General features: G+C 70.8%; 17 protein-coding genes. 6 read left to right on the top strand and 11 right to left on the bottom strand.

The annotated features are described in order from the left end of the window. Positions 1-8: 8 nt before the first annotated feature. Entirely contained in the window at positions 9-521 is a 513-nt protein-coding gene (locus M3Q35_RS05870; RefSeq protein WP_273940611.1) for a M15 family metallopeptidase, read from the bottom strand. Between the two features lie 122 nt (positions 522-643). On the opposite strand from M3Q35_RS05870, the gene M3Q35_RS05865 reads away from it, so the two are divergent. After that, positions 644-1180 (top strand): hypothetical protein, encoded by a 537-nt coding sequence (locus tag M3Q35_RS05865; protein WP_273940609.1) that lies wholly within the window; start codon positions 644-646, stop codon positions 1178-1180. Beyond that, complete coding sequence (locus tag M3Q35_RS05860; RefSeq protein WP_273940608.1) at positions 1131-1295, top strand: LuxR C-terminal-related transcriptional regulator; 165 nt, start codon at positions 1131-1133, stop codon at positions 1293-1295. Before M3Q35_RS05865 ends, M3Q35_RS05860 begins: the two co-directional genes overlap by 50 nt. Before the next feature lie 113 nt (positions 1296-1408). Here the strand turns inward: M3Q35_RS05860 and M3Q35_RS05855 are convergent, their stop codons facing one another. The 3 genes from M3Q35_RS05855 to M3Q35_RS05845 are packed head-to-tail and all read right to left on the bottom strand — an operon-like array spanning position 1409 to position 5277. Beyond that, positions 1409-3730, bottom strand: a complete 2322-nt coding sequence (locus M3Q35_RS05855; RefSeq protein WP_273940607.1) for an AfsR/SARP family transcriptional regulator — start codon at positions 3728-3730, stop codon at positions 1409-1411. Positions 3731-3784: 54 nt separating this feature from the next. Beyond that, positions 3785-4870, bottom strand: a complete 1086-nt coding sequence (locus M3Q35_RS05850) for a cytochrome P450 (RefSeq protein WP_273940606.1) — start codon at positions 4868-4870, stop codon at positions 3785-3787. Further along, positions 4867-5277 (bottom strand): PaaI family thioesterase, encoded by a 411-nt coding sequence (locus M3Q35_RS05845; RefSeq protein ID WP_273940605.1) that lies wholly within the window; start codon positions 5275-5277, stop codon positions 4867-4869. Before M3Q35_RS05845 ends, M3Q35_RS05850 begins: the two co-directional genes overlap by 4 nt. A gap of 172 nt (positions 5278-5449) precedes the next feature. On the opposite strand from M3Q35_RS05845, the gene M3Q35_RS05840 reads away from it, so the two are divergent. Continuing rightward, positions 5450-6061 carry a helix-turn-helix transcriptional regulator gene (locus M3Q35_RS05840; protein WP_273940604.1) on the top strand — a complete coding sequence of 204 codons (612 nt, stop codon included), beginning with the start codon at positions 5450-5452 and terminating at the stop codon, positions 6059-6061. Between the two features lie 22 nt (positions 6062-6083). Here the strand turns inward: M3Q35_RS05840 and M3Q35_RS05835 are convergent, their stop codons facing one another. The 5 genes from M3Q35_RS05835 to M3Q35_RS05815 form a co-directional block, all read right to left on the bottom strand. After that, the gene (locus tag M3Q35_RS05835; protein ID WP_273940603.1) at positions 6084-6608 is read right to left on the bottom strand and encodes a MarR family winged helix-turn-helix transcriptional regulator; all 525 of its coding nucleotides are present in this window, start codon (positions 6606-6608) and stop codon (positions 6084-6086) included. 60 nt (positions 6609-6668) lie between these two features. Then, positions 6669-9116, bottom strand: coding sequence for an AfsR/SARP family transcriptional regulator (locus M3Q35_RS05830; RefSeq protein WP_273940602.1), 2448 nt, complete (start codon positions 9114-9116; stop codon positions 6669-6671). 228 nt (positions 9117-9344) lie between these two features. Continuing rightward, the gene (locus M3Q35_RS05825; RefSeq protein ID WP_273940601.1) at positions 9345-9584 is read right to left on the bottom strand and encodes a hypothetical protein; all 240 of its coding nucleotides are present in this window, start codon (positions 9582-9584) and stop codon (positions 9345-9347) included. Positions 9585-9798: 214 nt separating this feature from the next. Then, the gene (locus M3Q35_RS05820) at positions 9799-10830 is read right to left on the bottom strand and encodes a glycoside hydrolase family 18 protein (RefSeq protein ID WP_273940600.1); all 1032 of its coding nucleotides are present in this window, start codon (positions 10828-10830) and stop codon (positions 9799-9801) included. Positions 10831-10974: 144 nt separating this feature from the next. Then, the gene (locus M3Q35_RS05815; protein ID WP_273940598.1) at positions 10975-11697 is read right to left on the bottom strand and encodes a G1 family glutamic endopeptidase; all 723 of its coding nucleotides are present in this window, start codon (positions 11695-11697) and stop codon (positions 10975-10977) included. A gap of 321 nt (positions 11698-12018) precedes the next feature. Here M3Q35_RS05815 and cei point away from each other — a divergent pair, with 321 nt between their 5' ends. After that, positions 12019-12651: an envelope integrity protein Cei gene (gene cei, locus M3Q35_RS05810; protein WP_273940597.1), complete on the top strand. Its 633-nt coding sequence runs from the start codon at positions 12019-12021 to the stop codon at positions 12649-12651. Positions 12652-12809: 158 nt separating this feature from the next. Then, positions 12810-13382, top strand: coding sequence for an HAD family acid phosphatase (locus tag M3Q35_RS05805; RefSeq protein WP_273940595.1), 573 nt, complete (start codon positions 12810-12812; stop codon positions 13380-13382). Positions 13383-13482: 100 nt separating this feature from the next. Here the strand turns inward: M3Q35_RS05805 and M3Q35_RS05800 are convergent, their stop codons facing one another. Both M3Q35_RS05800 and M3Q35_RS05795 read right to left on the bottom strand, forming a co-directional pair. After that, a complete protein-coding gene (locus tag M3Q35_RS05800; RefSeq protein WP_273940593.1) occupies positions 13483-14031 on the bottom strand; it encodes a hemerythrin domain-containing protein in 549 nt (182 codons plus the stop codon). A gap of 95 nt (positions 14032-14126) precedes the next feature. After that, the gene (locus M3Q35_RS05795; protein ID WP_273940592.1) at positions 14127-15488 is read right to left on the bottom strand and encodes an NAD-dependent succinate-semialdehyde dehydrogenase; all 1362 of its coding nucleotides are present in this window, start codon (positions 15486-15488) and stop codon (positions 14127-14129) included. 258 nt (positions 15489-15746) lie between these two features. Here M3Q35_RS05795 and M3Q35_RS05790 point away from each other — a divergent pair, with 258 nt between their 5' ends. After that, complete coding sequence (locus tag M3Q35_RS05790; protein ID WP_273940591.1) at positions 15747-16901, top strand: 4-hydroxybenzoate 3-monooxygenase; 1155 nt, start codon at positions 15747-15749, stop codon at positions 16899-16901. Positions 16902-16917 lie beyond the last annotated feature (16 nt).

The raw sequence follows: 16917 nt of genomic DNA, 5'->3' as shown, positions 1-16917 counted from the left end.
TGGACTGATCAGCCGGCGGCGTCCGGCCGCTGCGCCGGGCACCGGCCGCCCGGCGTGGTCAGCAGCTCGAAGTGCCACATCTCGTTGGCGTAGGCCTGGCACAGCCCGTAGTCGGTGCCATGTCGGTTCACCCAGTCGTCCGCGTCGGTCGGCCCGATGTCCACGGCCTTGCCCGTGACATGGGTCGACCTGTCCGGCGTGTTCACGTACTGCCGCGCGGCCTCGAGCGTGCCGTACTTGTGCACCGCGTCGTCCAGCAGCTGCTGTTGGTAGGCCTTGCTGCGCCAGCCGGAGGTGATCTTCACGTCGATGCCGTGCTGCCGCGCGTCCTTCGCCGCCTGTTGCACGGCCGCCAGCAGCGCCGGATCGAGGTTGTGGATCGCCGCCTTGGCCGTGTCGAACGGGCTGACGCTGTCCGCGATCACGCCGTCGGCGTCGCCCAGCGGCGCCGCGGCACTGGTCCCGCACGCCGACACCAGCAGCGCGGCCGTGACCACGGCGAACAACGGACGAGCGAACAACGAGCACCCCCAGGAGTCGGTACTCTCCACACTCGCCGGCTTGTGTGACAGTTCTGTGCGCACTGGCCGACAACCCCGCGACGGTCACTCGTTCGTCAGTGAACGGTCCTACCGTTTGCCGCATGAACACCGCACTCGCGACCGTGTCCACGATCGGTCCGCGTACCGAGCCGGTCTTCCCGGTGCGCTTGGCCGTCCAGGACGCGCTCACGCGGGACGCGGTGGCCCAGGCGATCGCCGCCCACCCCCGGCTCCGCCTCATCGACGCCGCCGGGCCCGGCGAGGTGCTGTTGGCCATCACCAACGAGGTCACCGACGAGCTGTTGGCCGACATCACCGCCAACACCACCGCCCCCGTGTTGTTGGTCGCCGACCGTCTCGGCGGCCGGCAGCTGCTGCGCAGCCTGCACGCCGGCGTCGTCAGCTTCTTGCCACGGCGATCCACTGACCTGGCCACCATCACCAAGGCCCTCGTCACCACCGCCGAGGGCCGCTCCGTGCTCCCCGTCCGTCGCCCGCCTCCTGGTCGACCACCTGCGCCACATCGACCAGGTGTTGATCACCACCACCGGCTACGGCGTCGCCGGCCTCGACGCCCGCGAGGTCGAGGTGCTCCGACTGGTCGCGCAGGGCGCCGAGAACGCCGACATCGCCCGTGAGCTCAAGTATTCGGAGCACACGATCAAGCGCATCCTCAAGGACCTGTTGAGCCGCCACAACCTCCAGAACCGCGCCCACGCCGTCGCCTACGCCCTGCGCATCGGCGCCATCTAGTCCGCGGTTTCCGCCCAGGCAGCTGTCAACCGCCTCACCGCCAAGATCAAGGGACCGATACTGACGTTGAACGTCAGGAAGGGCCCTTACTGACGCTCCAACCGGGCCGCGAGCTAGTCCAACGCCGCTGACAGCCGGGCGCGAACGACCTCGCTCTCGAACAGGCCGATCTCCGCCCCCGCGTCGAGCAGGTAACGCAGCAGGGTGCGGGTGTCCTCGGAGATGGGGCCGCCGCCGACGCCGAGGCGGGTCTCCATGATCTGCATGGCCTCGGCGATCACCACGCCGGCGGTCTTGCGGTCGCCGCGGGATTCCTCGACGCCGGCGAGGCCGATGAGGGTGATCACGACCCGGCGAGGGTCGTCGACGTCCTTGCCGACGATGAGGGATTCCCGGTACAGGGTCACGGATTCGTCGAAACGGCCGGTGCACTGGGCGACGCCGGCGAGGCCCATCAGGAGCCGTGCCCGAGGGCCGGGCTCGACGGCCTTGGCCAAGCTGTAGCGAACGCTGTCCTCCCAATCCTGCAACAGCCCCCGCCGCAGGTAGAAGCGCTGCATGGGAATGGTGAGCCGCCACGGCTCGTCGACCTCACGAATGAGCGTCTCGACGACCTCGTACTCCCGCGTGTACCAAGCGACGGCCTCCCGCTCGTTACGGTCGGCGGCGAGGCTGTCGTGCGCCCACTGCGCGCCCTGCACGTAGTGCTCGACCATGCGCGCCCGCGCCCCGGCACGGTCGTCGTCGGAGTCGAGCTCACGGCAGAGGTCGTCGGCGTAGGCCATCACGAGCTCATGCGCCTGGTAGCGGCCGGGGCGCGGCTCGTCGACCAGCCACGACTCGACGAGCTCGGCCAGCGCGGCCTCGGCGGTCGGGGCGTCGACGTCGAGCAGCCGGGCGGTGACGGGGGCGGAGAAACCGTCCAAGGGGTGCAGGCTGAGCAAGCGGAACAAGCGGGCGGCGGTGGGACCGAGCCGCTCGTACGACCACGAGAACACGGTGCGCAGACCGCCGCCGCCGAACACGCTGGTCAGGTCCTCGACCACGGCGGCGAGCGTGAAACCGGGATTCATCAACAGCCGCGCGGCAACCAGCGACAACGCCAACGGCAATCCGCCACAGGCCTGCACGATCTGATCGGCGGCAGCGGGTTCCGCGTCGACCCGGGCGGCGCCGAGCCGCCGCACCAACAGTTCCCGGGACTGGCCGGGGTCCAGCATGCCGACGGATACCACCCCTACCTTGCCGACCTCGGACAGTTCCGGCAGCCGGCGCTTGAGCGTCAACAACACGAGCGAACCGGCCTGCGCCGGCACGAGTCCACGGACCTGCTCGACGGTGCAAGCGCCGTCCACCACGACCAGCAGCTGCTTGCCGGCGGTCATCCGTCGGTACTCGGCCGACAGCTCGTCATACGATTCCGGCACCTCCTCGCCCGGCAGACCGAGCGCCCGCAAGAAGGACCGCAGCATCGGCACGCCGCTGTCGGGACCGCCGTGGTGCAGGTTCACGTACAGCTGCCCGTCGCGAAAGCGGAGCTTGCGCCGATGCGCCCAATGCACGGCCAACGTGGACTTGCCGGCGCCAGGCATGCCGTCCAGGGACAAGATGTCCACGGGCAGGTCGGCAAGTCGGTCGAGCTCGGCCAGCTCACGATCACGGCCGGCGAAGGACCGCACGTCGGCCGGCAGCTGGGCCGGCCGGAGCACGGCGGAGCGAACGTCGGCCAGGCGCAACGCGGCCCGCAGCTCCTTGCCGGGGTCGATGCCGAGCTGGTCGACGAGCCGCAGCGCGATGTCCCGGTAGACGTCCTCGGCCACACCGGGCCGACCCATCGCCACCAGCAGCTTCATCAGCCGTACGTGCAACGCCTCGTCCAACGGCAGCCAACAGGCGATCCGGCGTACGGCGTCGTGCACGACCTCGGGCGTGCCGAGGGTCAACGCCCGGTCGGCGGCGGCCCGCGCGACGTCGGCGATCTCGTGGTCGACCTCGGCGAAGACGGGATGCGGGCGGCCGACTTCGGCGGCACAGCGGCCCCGGACCAGGTCCAACGCGGCGACGTACTCGTCGAGGCCGTCGGCCATGCCGGCTTTGGCGACCAGCGCACGGAACCGGGACAGGTCGCACGCGTCCGGATCGACCAGCAGCTCGTAGCCGCCGGCCTGCCGGCTCAGCAGCTCACCCTGGCTGCGTGCCGTCAGCCCGGGTTCGAGCACCCGCCGCAGGGCACCGACATAGCGGTGCACCAGGTTGGCCGCACTGGCCGGGGCCTGTTCGCCCCAGACCAGGTCGATCAGCTCGGACTGGCCGGCCGGCTTGCCCGCCTTGGCCAGCAGCAGGGCCAGCACCGCGCGCTGCTGCGGCGGCCCCAGGTCAACGGGGTGGCCGTCCCGGGCGGCCGTCACCTGGCCGAACACCGTGAACGTCAACACCCCCGGGATTCTACGACAGTCATGAGACGGGACAGTCAGCGACGCTGACCATCCTCACCACATCACCGGCAGCGACCGCACTCCGTGCACCGGCGACCGGTCCGTGAACACCAGCTCGGCCCGCGGCTTGGCCAGCCGCAGCTGCGGTCGCAGGCCGAACAACGTGGCCAGGCCCTCCTGCACGAGCACACGGGCCAGCTGACTGCCGAGGCACTGGTGCGGTCCGTAACCGAAAGCGAGGTGTGCTCGCGACGTCGGCCGCACCAGGCGCAGCTCGTCCGGGTGGTGGAACACCGACGGGTCGCGGTTGGCCGAGCTGATCGACACGATCACGCACTCCCCCCGGCGCACCAGGTGCTCGCCGATCCGCACGTCCTCGGTGGCGTAGCGCGGCAGGCCCTGCTGGACCACGGACAGGTAGCGCAGCAGCTCCTCGACGGCCACCGACACGGCGACCTCGCCCTCGGTCAGCGACTCCACCCGCTGCGGATCGTCCATCAGCACCAGCGCGCTGAGCGTCAGCATGCCGACCGAGGTCTCGTAGCCGGCGTTCAGCACGGTCATCGCGAGGGTGACCATCTCCGCGGTGGACGGCGGCTGCGCCATCACGGCCGCCTGCCGCAGCAGACCCGAGATCAGGTCGGTGGTGGGCTCGCGGCGGCGCTGGTCGACGACGTCGGTCAGCATCGGCCGCAGCAGCGCCGCCTCCAGCCCGACCGGGAAGCCCTCCGGCAGGCCGATCAGCTCGCCGAGCACGCGTCCGGTCAGCGGCCGGGCGTAGTCGGCGACGAGGTCGGCCGGCGACTCCAGGGCGGCGGAACGCTCCTCGGCCGCCTTGCGCACGCGCAGCCGCCAGCCCTCGGCCCGGCGGATGGTCAGCTCGGGGATCAGCAGTTGGCGCAGCCGCCGGTGCTCGGGCCCGTCGACGTCGATCACGCCGCGGGTCTCGAGCGGGCCGCGGGCGGTGAACCGCGGGTCGGCGAGCACGGCACGGGCGTCCTCGTGCCGGGTGACCAGCCAGGCCTGCGTGCCGGCCGGGGTCACGACCAGTGAGACGGGCTCGTCGCGGCGCAGCCGGGCGAACTCGGCCGGCGGGTCGAACGGGCAGTGCGCGGGCCGGCGCAACGGGATGGTGTTCATCGGGTCCTCTCCTCAGGGGACACCACGAGGCAGGTGGTCGACGCGGTGGCCAGCACGTCGCCGGCCGCGTCGCAGACGTCGGCCTCGGCGAACCGGACCTGGTGGCAGGACTCGCGGACCCAGCCGCGGGCGAAGACCTCGCCCTGCGCCCGGCTCGCCGGGCGCACGTAGCTGACCCGCAGGTCGAGCATGGCGAAGTCGCCGCCGGGCCGGAGCGTGCTGCGGACGGCGAAGCCCAGCACCGCTTCCAGCAGCCCGGCCATCGCCGGAGCACGCCGCAGTTCGGTCGCGATGACCACGTCGCCCTCCTCAACACACACCCAGCGCGGTTCGCCGCCCGCCGGCAGCGGCGGGCACGACGTCGTGCGCAGCACGTCCAGACCGGACGGCTGTTCGACCGCCTCCATCGGCGTCCTCCCGTGTCCTGACACCGATCAGGCCACAGCCGCGACGGCACGCAACAGTGCGCACTACCAACGGGTAGGCGATCCGATCCGCCCGGCGCACCACGGTCACTCGTTCGTCAGTTCCGGCGGCTAGCGTCGATGGCGTTCGCTGGGAAGGACTGGTGAGGGCGCGATGGACACCGCACTGCAGGCCGTGCCGACGGTGTGTTTCTCGATGTTCGGGGACGATGTCCTGGCCGCGGAGGGGATCGCCGCCGCCGGGGCGCGGCTGCGCCACGCCGCGACCGCGCCGGAGCAGGCCGACGCCCTGCTGGCGGTGACCATGGACCTGACCGAGGAGATCGCCTCGAACCTGGTGTTCGCCGCCGATTCCCGCCGCAGGCCCGCGGTTCTCGTCGTCACGGAGACGGTGCTGGGCCAGCCGCTGGCGGCCGAGATGGCGTCCGGACCGGTTCGGTTGGTGCCCCGGCGGGACGCGACAACCCAAGGCATCGCGGCAATGCTGCACGTTGTCGCCGCCGAGCGGGGTGAGCCCGCGGCCATGCATCTGGACCGGCTGCTGTCCGATCTGCGCCGGCAGTCCCCCCGCCCGCGCGGCCTGGACTCACGTGAGGTGCGGCTGCTGAACCTGTTGGCGGACGGGGCCGACACCGCGACGATCGCCCGGGAACTGCACTGCTCCAACCACACCGTGAAGCGGTTGGTGCGGGATCTGTTGCAGCGCTACCACGCCCGCAACCGCGCGCACATCGTCGCCCACGCCCTCCAGACCAACCTGATCTAACCCCCGCGAGTCCCGCTTACCGTCACACCGAAATGCTGAATCCGTTTCGTGCTTTCGGTGTGACGCTGGGCGGGACTCGCGGGGGTTCAGGGGTTTGGCGGCGGCGCTGGTGGTCGGTCACGTCGATGAAGGCCGACTTGAACTGGGCGTAGGCCTCGCGACCGAGGCGGCGGGCGTGCCGGTCCTGGATGGCGGTCATGATCTTGTCGGCCGCCCGCTGCTGGGCCAGCCCGCGCTCGGTGGGGCACACCAGCTTGGCCCGCCGGTCGGCCGGGTCGGGCTGGCGGTGCACGTAGCCCAGCGCTTCCAACTCGTCGATGATGGTGCCGATGACCTGCTTGTGCTGGCCGGACAGCCGGGAAAGGTCGGTGGCCCGCACGCCGTCCACGTCAAGGTAGGCCAGCACGGCACCATGCCGCGGTTGGAGGTCGTCGAAGCCCTGCGCGGCCAAGGTGCCGAACAGCTCCTGCTGGATGCCGAACAGCAGCCGGGCCGACAGTATGCCCAGGTCGGGATTGGTCTTGTTGCGCTCGGTCCTCGTGCCCACCGTGCCTCCCGTCCCGTCGCCGTCGGTGGTGATCATCCCACACGGTCGGACGGGTGACGGTCAACAACAGTGACTGTCAGCGGCGGGCACCATTCGATGAACGGCGGGATGGCCCAGCTCACGCAGGATCGCCACGGCCTCGTCCAGCGCCTTGCGCGCGGCCGGCACGTCGTGGACCCGCGCGACCGACGCGATGCGGCGCAGCGTCGTCGCCTCGGCCGCCCGGTCGCCGAACTCGCGGTGCAGCGTCAGCGCGCGCCGGTAGCTGGCCAGGGCCTCGCGGTGCCGTCCGAGCCGCTGGTTGACAAAACCGAGGGTGTCCCAGGTGTCGGCGCCGGCCCGGCGCAGGCCCAGCCCGGACAGCAGGCCCAACGCCTCGCGGCAGTGCCCGACCGCCGCCTCGTACCGGCCCTGCCGCGCCGCGAACCAGCCGACGGCGTTGAGCACCGAGGCCACATCGGCCGGCTCGGCGTCCTGGCGGCTGATGGCCAGCGTCTGGTCGGCATGCAGCGCGGCGGCGGCCGGTCGGCCGGCGGTGGCTCGCAGCCAGGCCGAGCCGAGGTGTTGACGGGCCAGCGACTTGCGGTCGTCGAGCTCGGCGAACAGCGGGATCGCCGCGGTCATCAGGTCGATCGCCGTGCCGTAGTCGCGTAGCCCGGCATGCACGCGGGCCAGGCCGCGCATCGCCTCGGCCGTCCGTCGCGGATCCCCGGACCGCTCGGCGCAGACCAGCGCCGCCGCGCCGGCGGCCCGAAGCTCCGGCCACAGCTCCGACCGGTCGAGGTGGTCGCCGATCACGGCGGCGAACCGCCACACGTACTCCCCGTACCCCTCGACCAGGGCCTGCGTCATCAACGTGCGCAGCATTCGGCTTTCGGCCTCGTAGCCGGGGCAGGCCGGCATGACGCGCTCCTCCGGCGGCACCAGCGCCAGCTTCATCCGGGCGATCGCGCCGGACTGCCGGTTGTTGAACAGGTAGTGGTCGAACATGCGGCGGCGCAGGCGATCCCGCTCGTCGTCGGGCAGCCGCGACGCGGCCATCTCCACGCCGTAGTCGTGCACGAGGCTGTGCCAGCTGAAGCGGCCGGGGCGGTGCTCGTCGAGCAGGTGGGCCGAGGTCAACTCGGTCAGCAGGCCCCGGGCCTGCCGCGGCTCGCCGCCGACCATGGCGGCCGCCGCGACCGGCTCGATCTCCCGGGTCGGGTGCAGCGCCAGCGCATGGAACATGGTGGTGGCGGCCGGCGTCAACGCCTCGTAGGAACGGGCGAACGAGGACCGCACGTCCACGGTCATCGGCGCGGTCGTGGCCGGCAAGCCCAGCCGGATCGGGTACGCGTCGTTGAACGCCACCAGCCCGGTCAGGTCGTCGCGGCTGGTGACGATGGCCGCGCAGCCGTCGGAGCCGGGCAGCAGCTCACGGGCCTGCTCGGCGTCGCGGGCGTTGTCCAGCACCACGAGCATCCGCCGGCCGGACAGCGAGCTGCGGTACAGCGCGGCCGGGTCGCCCGTGTCCGGCACGCCGAGCAGCGAGCGGACCGCTTCGCCGGTGGTCAGCGCCGGGTGGTCCGGGTCGAAGCCGCGCAGGTCGACGTGCAGCACGCCGTCGGGGAACCGGTCGGCGGCCAGCTGCGCGGCGTGCGTGGCCAGGCTGGTCTTTCCGACGCCGGCCAGCCCGGTCACGGCGATCACCGCCGCCGGCTCGAACGGCTCCGGCAACCGGGCCAGCAACGCCGCCAGCTCCTCCTCGCGGCCGACGAACCGCGTGGTCTCGGCCGGCCGGTCGGACAGCACCTGGCGGTACGCCTCACGCAGCCGTCGGCCGGGATGCACGCCGAGTTCCTGGCGCAGCCGATCCCGCACCTCGCCGAACAGCTCCAGGGCGGCGGCCTGCTGCCCGTCGGCGTGCAGCAACAGCATCAGGCTCGCGTGGAGTTCCTCGTCGAGCGGCCGGCGGCCGGCGGCGGCACGGATCGTCGGCAGCACCACGGCGGCCATGCCGTCGGCCAGGGCGCGGTCGGCGGCGGCTCGCAGCACGCCGTCGTACTCCTCGGCCAGCGCGGTGAAAATGGGATGTGAGCGAACCTCGGCCGGCACGTCCTCGGCAATCTCGCCGGTGGCCAGGGCCAGCGCCGCGACCAGGTTGCCCAGCGGCGGCCGACCGGCCGTCAGCTCACGGAATTGAAGCAGGTCAAGGGTTTCCGCGGTCATGGCCAGCCGATAGCCGCCCGGCGCCGGCAACAGCCAACGCCCGGTCGCGCGGCGCGGCAGCTCGGGCTCCAGCATGCGCCGGATCGCACCGACGTGCCCCTGCACCACGTTGGCCGCGAGCTCCGGCGGATCGCAGCGCCACAGCGCACGGGTGATCTCGGCCATCGTCAGCGGTTGGCCGGCCCGGGCCAGCAGCAGCGCCATCAGGGCACGCCGCTGGGGCGAGCCCAGCCGCGCCTCGCGGCCCGCGCGCCGGCCGCGCACCGGCCCCAGCACAGTCCACCAGAACGACGACTCCACGGCCCTGCCTCATCAACCCATGCGAACACGACCTCAGGCCCGTCAAACTATACGAAGGAGTTCACAATTCGTTCGACCCCGTCCGATTGTCGAGGAACGGTGACACGGAAGGCCCTGACCGGGCGGATGAAATGGGTTTCAGCGTAGGCAAGGCCACGTATCAGGACATGCCCGCGATTGCTTCGCCGCCCGAGGCCACGGCTGGTCCGACCAGCAGCGCGGCTTCGTTCAGGGCAGCTTTCCGACCGAATATTGCGGCGGTTTCAGCAAGGAACCGGAATTTTTGTCGCTGTTCACGATGATGAACGGAACGGGGCCGAACCTGTCGGCCCGGCACTCACGGCCGATCCGGCCCTGTTCGCCGGCACGGAAGGCCCGACGGCCGGCCTGATTGCCACCGCGAGGACCGCCGGCCTGATCGATTTCGCGCTCTACGGGCCGGCCGCGGTCCAACCCGAGCGACGCCACCAAGACCGCTCAACGACGCGCAGAAAACCCTTTCTACCCATCGGCCTTTGTCACATACGCGTCATACTTGCCTCCCTGAGGCACATCCGGACCGCGTGTGACAAAAAAGGGGGTCGCCCGGCGGCCACCGTCCACGTGCGGCCGCCGGACGACCCGTTTCGGCCCCGGGACCCGCCCTGTAGGCCCCGCGACCGGCTTCGGTCACCGATCGGAACTACCGATGGGTGAAAGCTCCCATGATCGTCGAGTACTCCCATGGCAGCTGCCGCACGCCGGAGCACGCCTCCAGGTGCTGGCCGGGGCAGCTGCCGTTGTCCCGGTGCAGGCCCCAGAACGACAGCAGGGCGATGCCGTGCTGCCAGGCCCACACCGTGATGTCGACGGCGTCGGCCGGGGTGAACTCCTCCACCGGCCCGGTCTCGCCGCCGGAGCCGTAGTCGTCGAGTCCGATCATCGCGGTGATGCCGACCATGCCCCACAGCTGCGACGGCGACTTGTCCGGCCACAAGCCGTGCAGCGTGGACACCAGCGCGGCGGCGGCCGACCTGGCGTCGGTGGCCATCTCGTGCTGCTTGCCGTCGTAGTAGTCGAAGGTCATGATGTTGACCACGTCGACCCGGGTGCCGTTGGCCACGGCGTTCACCAGCATCTTCACCGCGTCGCCGTTGGGCGCGGTCGGGCCGGTGCCCATGGTGTAGACGACCTTGAGCGGGCGGCCCTGCGCGGCGGCCCAGTCCTCGGCCTCGCGCAGCGCCTTGTTGCGGCGGTCGATGCCCGCGGCGTTGGTCAGCGACGCGTCCTCGATGTCCATGTCGAGCTGGGTCGCGTTGTACTTGACCAAGGCTTGTTCATAAGCCAGCGCAATGGCATGGACGTCGGTGCAGCTGTCGGCGATCTCGATGCCGTTGTCGCCGGCGTAGGCGCCGCCGAAGGACGGGATCAGCTGCCCGCCGGACGCGCTCAGCTTGGCCGCGGCGTCGGCGTAGTCGGGGCCGTTGGCCACGCCGTTCGGATAGACCTGGCACGAGCCGGGCTTGTCGGTCTCGAGAAAGGCCAGGTTCTGGAAGCGCGCGCCGGACCGGGCGGCGAAATCGGCCGGATCTCCGGGTAGGTAGGCCTGGAAGTAGGGCGCGAAGACGTGCGGCGGAATCGGCGCCGGCCGGCCGGTGGCCGCGCCCGCCGTGCCGGTCGACGTCGTCGTCGCGACGAGCGCCGCGATCGCGCCGAGTGTGATCAGGTTTCGCACGCGGAAAGAGTTGCCGAGTCACCCGTCCGGCAACAGCCCGGAACCGGGCCGATGGTGTGCGGTGGAACGGGATTGCTGTCCGAATTGCCGGCGAGCGGCGCGATGCCGACAACGCTGTCGAGAACGCGCCGCCCGCCGGTTCGATCACTCCTGGACGTAGTTCACGTCGAAGGAGCCGTTGGAGATCTGCCCGGTCTGGTCCTCGAACCCGGAGTTGTTGCTGGCGTCCAGGGCGACGCCACCCTCACCGGTGTACGTGGAGCCGTCGACCTTCGCCCCGGTGAAGGTCACCGTGCCGAAGTTCGGGTAGGCCCCGGTCGGCGACTCGAGGATGAACTCGGCCGAGGAGTTCGCGCCGTTGTAGGACTTGGTGACGTGCTGGGTCCAGCCCGCCGTGTTGTCGGTGATGGTCAGCGTGTAGTTGGTGCCGCTGCGCTGCACGCTGGCGGTGAAGTTGTCGCCGGCCTGGACGGGGTTGTCGTAGTAGACCGGTGAGTCCGGGTACATCTCGTACCAGGCCTGGTAGTTGGGCGATCCCGACGAGCAGTCGGTTGCCACGCCGGTCTGCTCGACCGACTGGCTGCCGTAGCCGTCGATGCCGACCCACGGGGCGTAGAGGTCGTTGGACGAGTTGCAGGTGACCGCGGGCTCGGTCCAGCTGGCGCTCACCGAGCTGAAGCCGCTGCCCTGGGACACCCAGCCCGACCAGTTGCCGCCGTCCTGGTTGAACGTGCCGCCCACCGAGTGGTGCTTCACGTGATTCGAGTGCTGCGGGGCGAAACCCGCGGGTGTGGCCAGTGCGGGGGCGGCGCCGGCCAGCAGGGTGGCGGCGCCGGCCGCGGCGAACGCGAGAAGGCGTGCTCGCATGGTGGTTGGACCTCCGGATGCAGGGTTGGGGCCGGGTGGCCCCGCCGGTGGCACCGACTCTGACCGAACGCTCGGTCACCAGACACCCTGCGTTCGGAGGGTTTCTCGGTTATCGCAGGTGGGTACTCCACCCTCTTGGCAATTCACCCAGGTCGGCTTGTCACGTTGGTGAGTTATGGTCGATTTCGACCGCCACTGAGGTGACAGCGGCCGCGATCCCGGGCCTACCCTTGCGTTCTGCACAGGATCGTCACCCGATAGTGATCAACAGTCACTACTATTCGGCGGCGCACGGACCGGGTTCGGGGCAGGGGTGGTGACGTGCGGTCGAAACGCTGGCGGCGGACTCGTTCGCTGGTGCTGCTGAGCCTGCTGCTGATCACCTCGATGGTGGTGTGGGTGCGGGTTTTCCTCACCGTGCCCACGATCGACCAGTCCGTCGGCTGCACGCCGGCGGCCGCCGGGCTGTCCCCCGTCGGCTACCACGATCTCGACGCCGTCGCGCCGTCCCCGCCCGACCGGATGGCCGTTCGCGTCTTCAACGGCAGCTCGTTGCGCGGCGCCGCCCGGCTGATGTCCTTGCAGCTGGCCGACCTCGGCTTCCCGCTGGCCGCCGACGCCGCCGACGACCCGGCCTATCCGCTGGGCAACATGAACTGCGTCGGCCAGATCCGCTTCGGTCCGCAAGGCGCGGCCGCCGCCAGGACACTGAGCCTGCTCGTGCCGTGCGCGCAGCTCATGCGGGACAAGCGGACCGACGCCACCGTCGACTTCTCCGTCGGCACCAACTTCAACGGCCTGATCGTGAGCCCGTCCGCGCGCCTGGCGCTCAGCCAGCTCACCGCGTGGGCCCGCCAGAACCCCATCCCGCCCGGCGGCCTGCTCACCCAGGATCAGGCCCGGCCCAGCCTGGCCATGCCCTTGCTGACTGCCGCCCGCCCGGGCCACTGCTGACGCTGTCCGCCGCTCACCGATGCCCGGCGCCCTGTTGTCCGCTGCCCACAGACCCGGTGCGCCATCGACTGTATCGACGCAGCCCACACCCTCTATATGAAGAAATTTCACCTATTCGGCACTCGTGGCGGCGGTCGGCAGCTGCTGGACTGCCGGGCATGACGATCACCCTTCGTTTCGCCGCCGCCGGCCTGACCGCCGGGCTGCTGCTCCTGGGCGCGGGCACGGCTGAGGCCGCCCCCGCCGCCGCGCCCAGCGAGGCCACCTGGATCACCGACGTCACCACCGTGACCGACCAGGCGACCAGCTATCTCGAGCAGCGACTGTCGAGCCCCGGCAAGAACGCCATCGTGTTGGACATCGACAACACGTCGCTGGAGAGCTACTACCACCCGTCGCTGACCACTCCGGCGACCCCGCCCGTGCTGGCGTTGGCCAAGCTGGCCAAGGCCGACGGCGCCGCGGTCTTCTTCGTCACCGACCGCACCGAGTTCATCCGCTCGCTCACCCAGAGCAACCTGACCGGCGTCGGCTATCCGGTGGACGGGCTGTCCATGCGGCCGCTGTTCAACTTCGACCCGGTGCAGGTCAACAAGACCAAGGCGCGGGCGGCGATCGAGGCCCAGGGCTACACGATCGTCGCCAACATCGGCAACAACACGACGGACCTGGACGGCGGCCACGCCGAGCGCACGTTCAAGCTGCCGGACTACAACGGCGCCCTGAGCTGAGAGCGGACCGGGCTGACACCGGACTGGCCGGTCGGGTGGGGGTGGTGACCCGACCGGCCAGAATCTGACGCGCCGGAGAGGGGGAGACCGGCGCGGGCCCTCAGGCCAGGCGGATCAGGCCGGCCAGGGCCGCCGAAGTCTCCGGGTCGCAGTCGGCGATGCCGCGGCGGATCACGTCGCGCCAGTCGCCGGCGCACAGGAAGCGCTCCAACAGCGGCACGAGGAACAGCTCGGTGGCGCAGATGTGCTCGCCGAGGGCATCGCCGATGCGGTCGAGTGCGTCGGCCAGCATCTCGCGGCGGTCCTCGCCGGGCTCGTCCTCCCACGCCAGGATGGCGGCCTGCACGCCGAGGGACATGGCGTCCAGGGCCCGGTGCTGGCGGTGCATGACGTCGACCATGATGTCGGCCTCGCTGGGCTTGTCGCTCACCAGCTTCGGCCACAGCACGGCGTCCTCGGCGCAGTTGTGCCGGTACACGGCGTTGTCGACCAGCCGAACCCGCTCGGCGACGACCAGCGCGTGCGCGCGGTCGCCGGCCGCGACGGCCCGGACCAGGCCGGCGCCGCGGCCGACTTCGCGGCGGAACATGGCGTGCAACCGGAACACCCGACGGCTGTCGAAGCTGCGACGCTCCGTAGCGGCTGTCATGACACCCTCCCTCTTTCGGATGTCTTGACACACGCAGGAATCGCCTCAGCGGATGTGTTCCGGAGCGAAAGTCCGCCCCGACTTACCCGAACGGTCTAAAGGCGGATGGACTTCTGGTTCATAAATTCCTCGATGCCGGCCGGTCCGAGCTCACGGCCCATGCCGGATCGCTTGATGCCGCCGAAGGGCAGGTCGGCCTGCGACCCGCCGGCGCTGTTCAGGTAGACCATGCCGGACTCGATCTGCTCGGCGACCCGGCGCAGCCGCGCCGGATCGGTGCCCCACACGCTGGCCCCGAGCCCGAACGGCGAGTCGTTGGCGATCTCGATCGCCTGCTCCTCGGTCTCCGCCTTGAACACCAGCACCACCGGCCCGAAGATCTCCTCGTAGTAGGCGTTCATCTCCGGCGTGACGTCGGTCAGCACCGTCGCCTCGAGGTACGCGCCGGGCCCGTCGACGACGTGCCCGCCGGCCCGCAGCGTCGCGCCCTGCTCGATGGCCTGCGCGACCTGGGCCGCGACCTCGTCCCGGGCGGCCGTCGAGGCCAGCGGCGGCAGCTTGGTGTCGGGGTCCCTGGGATCGCCGGGCTTGAAGAAGTCGGCAACCCGCCGCGTGAGCTTCTCGACGAACTCGTCGTAGATGTCGGCCAGCACGATCATCCGCTTGGGCGCGTTGCACGACTGGCCGCAGTTGCGCATCCGGGCGGTCGCCGTCCGGGCCACCGTCTCGTCCATGTCGGCGGTGTCCAGCACGATCAACGGGTCGGAGCCGCCGAGCTCCAGCACGGCCTTCTTCAGGTTGCGGCCGGCCTCGGCGGCGACGGAGATGCCGGCGGCCTCGGAGCCGGTCAGCGAGACGCCCTGGATGCGTGGATCGGCCAGGATCGCCGGCACCTGGCGGCTGGCGGCGAAGGTGTTGACGTACACGTCCTCCGGCACGCCGGCGTCGTGCAGGATCTGCTCGATGGCCAGCGCCGAGCGCGGGCAGATCGACGCGTGCTTGAGCAGGATCGTGTTGCCCAGCACCAGGTTGGGCGCGACGAACCGAGCCACCTGGTAGCACGGGAAGTTCCACGGCATCACGCCCAGCAGCGCGCCCAGCGGCGTCTTCTGGATGACGGCCTCGCCGCCGCGCACGGTCATCGGCTGGTCGGCGACCAGGTCGGGGCCGTGCTGCCCGTAGTAGGTGAAGATGTCGACGACCACGCCGACCTCGCCGCGGCCCTCGTTGATCCGCTTGCCCATCTCCAGGGTCATGATCTCGGCCAGCTCGTCCGCACGCTCGGCGAACAGCTCGGCGGCCCGCAGGACGATCTTCGCCCGGTCCGTGGCCGAGCGACGGCGCCAGGCCGCGAAGGCGTTGTGCACCCGCCCGATCGCGGCATCGACCTGCTCGTCCGTCGCGTTCTCGATCTGCTCGACCAGCTCGCCGGTCGCGGGGTTGGTGACTGTGTACATGGGGACGCGCGCCTCCGTTCACTCACACCGGGATGGCTACTGTATACCGTATGCACCTCACAGGGCACTGATCCACAACGCGCCGGACGTAGCTCGGTCAGGTGATCAACTCCGCGCCAAGGAGTGGTGCGGCTGGACGGGCCGCGCGGCGGCGCTGTTAAGTCTCGCCCCGAAAAGATCATCAAGGGTCACCGATAGTTGTCAGATCAAACACGGTCCGTGACGGCCGTGTCGTTCCCCTGCAGACAAAGGACGATCATGGCCGATCAGGCGACCGTGCTCATCGTCGGTGCCGGACCGGCCGGCCTCGTGCTGGGCAATCTGTTGCGGGCCAACGGAATCGACACGCTCATCCTGGAACGCGGCAGCCGTGAGCGGGTACAGACCCGGGCCAGGGCAGGCTTTCTCGGCGCCAACAGCGCCCGCGTGCTCGCCGAGCACGGCCTCGACGCCGGCCTTCGGCAACGCGGGCAGTGGCACTACAAGTGCGCTTTTCGGGACTCCGACGGGCAGTTCGAGCTGAACTACGCCGCGCTCGGCCGCGGCGAGGTGCACACCGTCTACCCGCAGCAGGACCTCGTCACCGACCTCATCGCCGAGTACCTCGACCGCGGCGGCCGGCTGCGCTTCGACGTCACCGTCACCGGGGTGGACCCGAAGACGGCCACTGTCCGTCACCTTGACGGCCAGTCGAAAGGCCGGTTCCTGATCGGCTGCGACGGCAGCAACGGCGTCACCCGCGCGGCCATGCCCGCCTCGGCCGTCCGCCACGCCCGTGACCACGGCATCGCCTGGCTGGCCGTGCTGGCGCAGGCCCCGCCGAGCATGTCGGCCGTCACGTACGCCATGCACGACAACGGTTTCGCCGGCCACATGGCCCGCAGCCCGGAGATCACCCGCTACTACCTCCAGGTCTCCCCCGACGACAGCCCGGCGGCCTGGCCCGACGAGCGCGTCTGGGCCGAGCTCAACACCCGGATGCGGGTCGACCGCTTCGGCCCGCTGCGGCAGGGCCCGATCGTGGAGCGCCGGGTCGTGCGGCTGCGCTCCGACGTCGTGGACCCGATGCGGCACGGCCGGATGTTCCTGGCCGGCGACGCCGCCAGCCTGATCAGCCCGTCCGCGGCCAAGGGCGCGAACCTGGCGATCATGCAGGCCGAGGTGCTGGCCAAAGCCCTGACCGATGCCGTGGCCACCGGCGACGAGCGCGGACTGGAGGCGTACTCGAGCACCTGCCTGCCGCGCATCTGGCGCGCACAGGAGTTCTCGCACTGGATGATCACGCTGCTGCACGGGCCGTCGAACGGGCCCGATGCCGGCTTCCAGCGGGTGCTGCGCCGCGCCCGGCTGGACAGCCTCCGCGACTCCCGCTCCCACCAGGACTTCTTCGCTGAGAACTACGTCGGTATCTGACCAGTTGGAGTTGCAC

The sequence above is a fragment of the Kutzneria chonburiensis genome, assembly GCF_028622115.1.
Taxonomy (GTDB): domain Bacteria; phylum Actinomycetota; class Actinomycetes; order Mycobacteriales; family Pseudonocardiaceae; genus Kutzneria; species Kutzneria chonburiensis.
This window is presented reverse-complemented; position numbering and strand designations above follow the sequence as displayed.

Excerpts from the sequence above, each read along its gene's own strand:
- M3Q35_RS05805 (WP_273940595.1), top strand. The coding sequence starts at position 12,810 with ATGACGATCACCCTTCGTTTCGCCGCCGCCGGCCTGACCGCCGGGCTG.
- M3Q35_RS05845 (WP_273940605.1), bottom strand. The coding sequence starts at position 5,277 with ATGGAGGCGGTCGAACAGCCGTCCGGTCTGGACGTGCTGCGCACGACG.
- M3Q35_RS05815 (WP_273940598.1), bottom strand. The coding sequence starts at position 11,697 with ATGCGAGCACGCCTTCTCGCGTTCGCCGCGGCCGGCGCCGCCACCCTG.
- M3Q35_RS05795 (WP_273940592.1), bottom strand. The coding sequence starts at position 15,488 with ATGTACACAGTCACCAACCCCGCGACCGGCGAGCTGGTCGAGCAGATC.
- M3Q35_RS05800 (WP_273940593.1), bottom strand. The coding sequence starts at position 14,031 with ATGACAGCCGCTACGGAGCGTCGCAGCTTCGACAGCCGTCGGGTGTTC.
- M3Q35_RS05840 (WP_273940604.1), top strand. The coding sequence starts at position 5,450 with ATGGACACCGCACTGCAGGCCGTGCCGACGGTGTGTTTCTCGATGTTC.
- M3Q35_RS05790 (WP_273940591.1), top strand. The coding sequence starts at position 15,747 with ATGGCCGATCAGGCGACCGTGCTCATCGTCGGTGCCGGACCGGCCGGC.
- M3Q35_RS05865 (WP_273940609.1), top strand. The coding sequence starts at position 644 with ATGAACACCGCACTCGCGACCGTGTCCACGATCGGTCCGCGTACCGAG.
- M3Q35_RS05850 (WP_273940606.1), bottom strand. The coding sequence starts at position 4,870 with ATGAACACCATCCCGTTGCGCCGGCCCGCGCACTGCCCGTTCGACCCG.